Source organism: Nocardioides sp. Z30_9 (genome assembly GCF_058215735.1).
Window position 1 is genome coordinate 1 of sequence record NZ_JBZAJF010000006.1, and the last position, 5,168, is coordinate 5,168.

Genomic DNA, 5,168 nt, shown 5'->3' on the forward strand with positions numbered 1-5,168 from the left:
GGCGGTTCCTTTGGTAAGACAAACGATGATTCTGACATTAGTCAGTAATCGTTCTCTTGCCGGGATAAAAACACCAAGAATTGACGGTCACGTAAGTGGTCGTTGCTAGAATTCAACGGAGAGTTTGATCCTGGCTCAGGACGAACGCTGGCGGCGTGCTTAACACATGCAAGTCGAGCGGTAAGGCCCCTTCGGGGGTACACGAGCGGCGAACGGGTGAGTAACACGTGAGCAATCTGCCCTTCACATCGGGATAACTCTCGGAAACGGGAGCTAATACCGGATACGACCACTTCAGGCATCTGATGGTGGTGGAAAGTTCCGGCGGTGGAGGATGAGCTCGCGGCCTATCAGCTTGTTGGTGGGGTAATGGCCCACCAAGGCTTCGACGGGTAGCCGGCCTGAGAGGGTGACCGGCCACACTGGGACTGAGACACGGCCCAGACTCCTACGGGAGGCAGCAGTGGGGAATATTGGACAATGGGCGAAAGCCTGATCCAGCAACGCCGCGTGAGGGATGACGGCCTTCGGGTTGTAAACCTCTTTCAGCGCAGACGAAGCGAAAGTGACGGTATGCGCAGAAGAAGCACCGGCCAACTACGTGCCAGCAGCCGCGGTAATACGTAGGGTGCGAGCGTTGTCCGGAATTATTGGGCGTAAAGGGCTCGTAGGCGGTTTGTTGCGTCAGGAGTGAAAACTCGGGGCTTAACCCCGAGCCTGCTTCTGATACGGGCAGACTAGAGGTATGCAGGGGAGAACGGAATTCCTGGTGTAGCGGTGAAATGCGCAGATATCAGGAGGAACACCGGTGGCGAAGGCGGTTCTCTGGGCATTACCTGACGCTGAGGAGCGAAAGTGTGGGGAGCGAACAGGATTAGATACCCTGGTAGTCCACACCGTAAACGTTGGGCGCTAGGTGTGGGACTCATTCCACGAGTTCCGTGCCGCAGCTAACGCATTAAGCGCCCCGCCTGGGGAGTACGGCCGCAAGGCTAAAACTCAAAGGAATTGACGGGGGCCCGCACAAGCGGCGGAGCATGCGGATTAATTCGATGCAACGCGAAGAACCTTACCTAGGTTTGACATATGCGAGAACCCTCTAGAGATAGAGGTCTCTTTGGACACTCGTATACAGGTGGTGCATGGCTGTCGTCAGCTCGTGTCGTGAGATGTTGGGTTAAGTCCCGCAACGAGCGCAACCCTCGTCTTATGTTGCCAGCACGTAATGGTGGGGACTCATAAGAGACTGCCGGGGTCAACTCGGAGGAAGGTGGGGATGACGTCAAGTCATCATGCCCCTTATGCCTAGGGCTTCACGCATGCTACAATGGCCGGTACAAAGGGCTGCGATACCGCAAGGTGGAGCGAATCCCAAAAAGCCGGTCTCAGTTCGGATTGGGGTCTGCAACTCGACCCCATGAAGTCGGAGTCGCTAGTAATCGCAGATCAGCAACGCTGCGGTGAATACGTTCCCGGGCCTTGTACACACCGCCCGTCACGTCACGAAAGTTGGCAACACCCGAAGCCAGTGGCCCAACCGTTTACTCGGAGGGAGCTGTCGAAGGTGGGGCGAGCGATTGGGACGAAGTCGTAACAAGGTAGCCGTACCGGAAGGTGCGGCTGGATCACCTCCTTTCTAAGGAGCTTTATCTGGCGGTCTCAAGCCGTCCAGGGCGCAGGTGTTCGTTGGCAAACGTTCAGCGCATCTGCACTGCTCACTAGTGGAACGTCGATTATTTGGTCAGCTTCTTTGCGAGGTTTTCGTCAGTACGGCGATCCGGGTCCACTTGTGGGTTCGGTGAGTGTGGAAAGTCGAAGATTGAGTGGGGGAGTTTTCCAGGCACACTGTTGGGTCCTGAGGGATCGAGTTCATCTCGGTTTCTTTGGGCCGCACTTCTCCGAACTGCCGGGCCGCATCTGTGAGGATGTTTGGCTGGTAAGCGGGGGTGATGGTGTTGGTACCGCCCGTAATTTGAGAACTACACAGTGGACGCGAGCATCTTTGTAGCAAGACAAGCTACTAAGGGCACATGGTGGATGCCTTGGCACCAAGAGCCGATGAAGGACGTAGGAGCCTGCGATAAGCCCCGGGAAGTTGGCAACCAAGCGTTGATCCGGGGATTTCCGAATGGGGAAACCCAGCTGGAGTCATGTCCAGTTACCTGCACCTGAATATATAGGGTGTTTGGAGGGAACGTGGGGAAGTGAAACATCTCAGTACCCACAGGAAGAGAAAACAAAAGTGATTCCGAGAGTAGTGGCGAGCGAAATCGGATGAGGCCAAACTTAACTAGTGTGATAGCCGGCAGGCGTTGCTAGTTGAGGGTTGTGGGGCCGCTTTGTTGGTTCTGCCGAACTGACACAGAGTAAGAAACCATCGTTGAAGTCGAAGCGGACTGGAAAGTCCCGGCATAGAGGGTGATACCCCCGTATACGTAAGACGATGGCTCTGAAGCGTCACCCCAAGTAACACGGAACCCCTGAAATTCCGTGTGAATCTGGCGGGACCACCCGTTAAGCCTAAATACTCCTTGGTGACCGATAGCGGACAAGTACCGTGAGGGAAAGGTGAAAAGTACCCCTGGCGGGGAGTGAAATAGTACCTGAAACCATGTGCCTACAATCCGTTGGAGCGAGACCTTTGGTCTTGTGACAGCGTGCCTTTTGAAGAATGAGCCTGCGAGTTTGCGTTGTGTCGCGAGGTTAACCCGTGTGGGGAAGCCGTAGCGAAAGCGAGTCCTAATAGGGCGTTTGAGTGGCACGACCAAGACCCGAAGCGAAGTGATCTATCCATGGGCAGGTTGAAGCGCGGGTAAGACCGCGTGGAGGACCGAACCCACTTAGGTTGAAAACTGAGGGGATGACCTGTGGATAGGGGTGAAAGGCCAATCAAACTTCGTGATAGCTGGTTCTCCCCGAAATGCATTTAGGTGCAGCGTCGCGTGTTTCTTGCCGGAGGTAGAGCACTGGATAGTCTAGGGGGCCCAAAAGCTTACCGAAATTAACCAAACTCCGAATGCCGGTAAGTGAGAGCGCGGCAGTGAGACAGTGGGGGATAAGCTCCATTGTCGAGAGGGAAACAGCCCAGACCATCAGCTAAGGTCCCTAAGCGATAACTAAGTGGAAAAGGATGTGGAGTCGCAGAGACAACCAGGAGGTTGGCTTAGAAGCAGCCATCCTTGAAAGAGTGCGTAATAGCTCACTGGTCAAGTGATTCCGCGCCGACAATGTAGCGGGGCTCAAGTTATCCACCGAAGCTATGGCATTCATGCGTAAAGCTAGGCCTTCGTGGTCCAGGTGCATGGATGGGTAGGGGAGCGTCGTGTGGCGGGTGAAGCAGCGGTGTGAACCAGTTGTGGACGCCACACGAGTGAGAATGCAGGCATGAGTAGCGAATGAAGAGTGAGAAACTCTTCCGCCGAATGATCAAGGGTTCCAGGGTCAAGCTAATCTGCCCTGGGTAAGTCGGGACCTAAGGCGAGGCCGACAGGCGTAGTCGATGGACAACGGGTTGATATTCCCGTACCGGCAAAATAGCGCCCATGACGAACCCGGTGATGCTAAGTGCCCGAAACTCATCTGATCCTTCGGGACGTGATGAGCAGAGCGCATGACCCGAACCGGTAGTAGTCAAGCGATGGGGTGACGCAGGAAGGTAGTCCAACCGTGGCGATGGTAGACCACGGCTAAGGGTGTAGGACGCGAGGTAGGCAAATCCGCCTCGCATGTGTCTGAGACCTGATGGGGAGTCCGTATGGACGAAGTGGATGATCCTATGCTGTCGAGAAAAACCTCTAGCGAGCTATGCGCCGCCCGTACCCCAAACCGACTCAGGTGATCAGGTAGAGAATACTAAGGCGATCGAGTGAACCACGGTTAAGGAACTCGGCAAAATGCCCCCGTAACTTCGGGAGAAGGGGGGCCGGATGCGTTAGCAGACTTGCTCTGTGAAGCGTTGATGGCCGCAGAGACCAGGCCCAAGCGACTGTTTACTAAAAACACAGGTCCGTGCGAAGTCGTAAGACGATGTATACGGACTGACTCCTGCCCGGTGCTGGAAGGTTAAGGGGACCTGTTAGCTAACTTGTTAGCGAAGCGGAGAACTTAAGCCCCAGTAAACGGCGGTGGTAACTATAACCATCCTAAGGTAGCGAAATTCCTTGTCGGGTAAGTTCCGACCTGCACGAATGGAGTAACGACTTGGGCGCTGTCTCAACCGTGGACTCGGCGAAATTGCACTACGAGTAAAGATGCTCGTTACGCGCGGCAGGACGGAAAGACCCCGGGACCTTTACTATAGTTTGGTATTGGTGTTTGGTTCGACTTGTGTAGGATAGGTGGGAGACTTTGAAGCTTGGACGCCAGTTCAGGTGGAGTCATCGTTGAAATACCACTCTGGTCGTATTAGACATCTAACCTAGGTCCATTATCTGGATCAGGGACAGTGCCTGATGGGTAGTTTAACTGGGGCGGTTGCCTCCTAAAATGTAACGGAGGCGCTCAAAGGTTCCCTCAGCCTGGTTGGCAATCAGGTTTCGAGTGTAAGTGCACAAGGGAGCTTGACTGTGAGAGTGACATCTCGAGCAGGGACGAAAGTCGGAACTAGTGATCCGGCGCTGGCATGTGGAAGCGGCGTCGCTCAACGGATAAAAGGTACCCCGGGGATAACAGGCTGATCTTCCCCAAGAGTCCATATCGACGGGATGGTTTGGCACCTCGATGTCGGCTCGTCGCATCCTGGGGCTGGAGTAGGTCCCAAGGGTTGGGCTGTTCGCCCATTAAAGCGGCACGCGAGCTGGGTTTAGAACGTCGTGAGACAGTTCGGTCCCTATCCGCCGCGCGCGCAGGAAACTTGAGAAAGGCTGTCCCTAGTACGAGAGGACCGGGATGGACGAACCTCTGGTGTGCCAGTTGTTCCGCCAGGAGCACGGCTGGTTAGCTACGTTCGGAAGTGATAACCGCTGAAAGCATCTAAGCGGGAAGCACGTTTCAAGATGAGGTTTCCCACCGGGTTAACCGGGTAAGGCCCCCAGTAGACGACTGGGTTGATAGGCCGGAGGTGTACAGGAGTAATCCCTAGCCGACCGGTACTAATAGGCCGAGGGCTTGTCCCTCAAAGATGTTGCGCGTCCACTGTGTGGTTCCCGAGTTACGGTCGGGAGCCTCAA

General features: G+C 55.1%; 2 rRNA genes. Both read left to right on the top strand.

What is annotated here, in order from left to right:
* The first annotated feature begins 112 nt into the window (after positions 1-112).
* Positions 113-1,636 (top strand): 16S ribosomal RNA (locus tag AC4BGB_RS21530).
* Positions 1,637-2,010: 374 nt separating this feature from the next.
* Positions 2,011-5,114, top strand: a 23S ribosomal RNA gene (locus tag AC4BGB_RS21535).
* Together the 16S and 23S rRNA genes form the textbook arrangement of a ribosomal RNA operon.
* Positions 5,115-5,168: the final 54 nt, after the last annotated feature.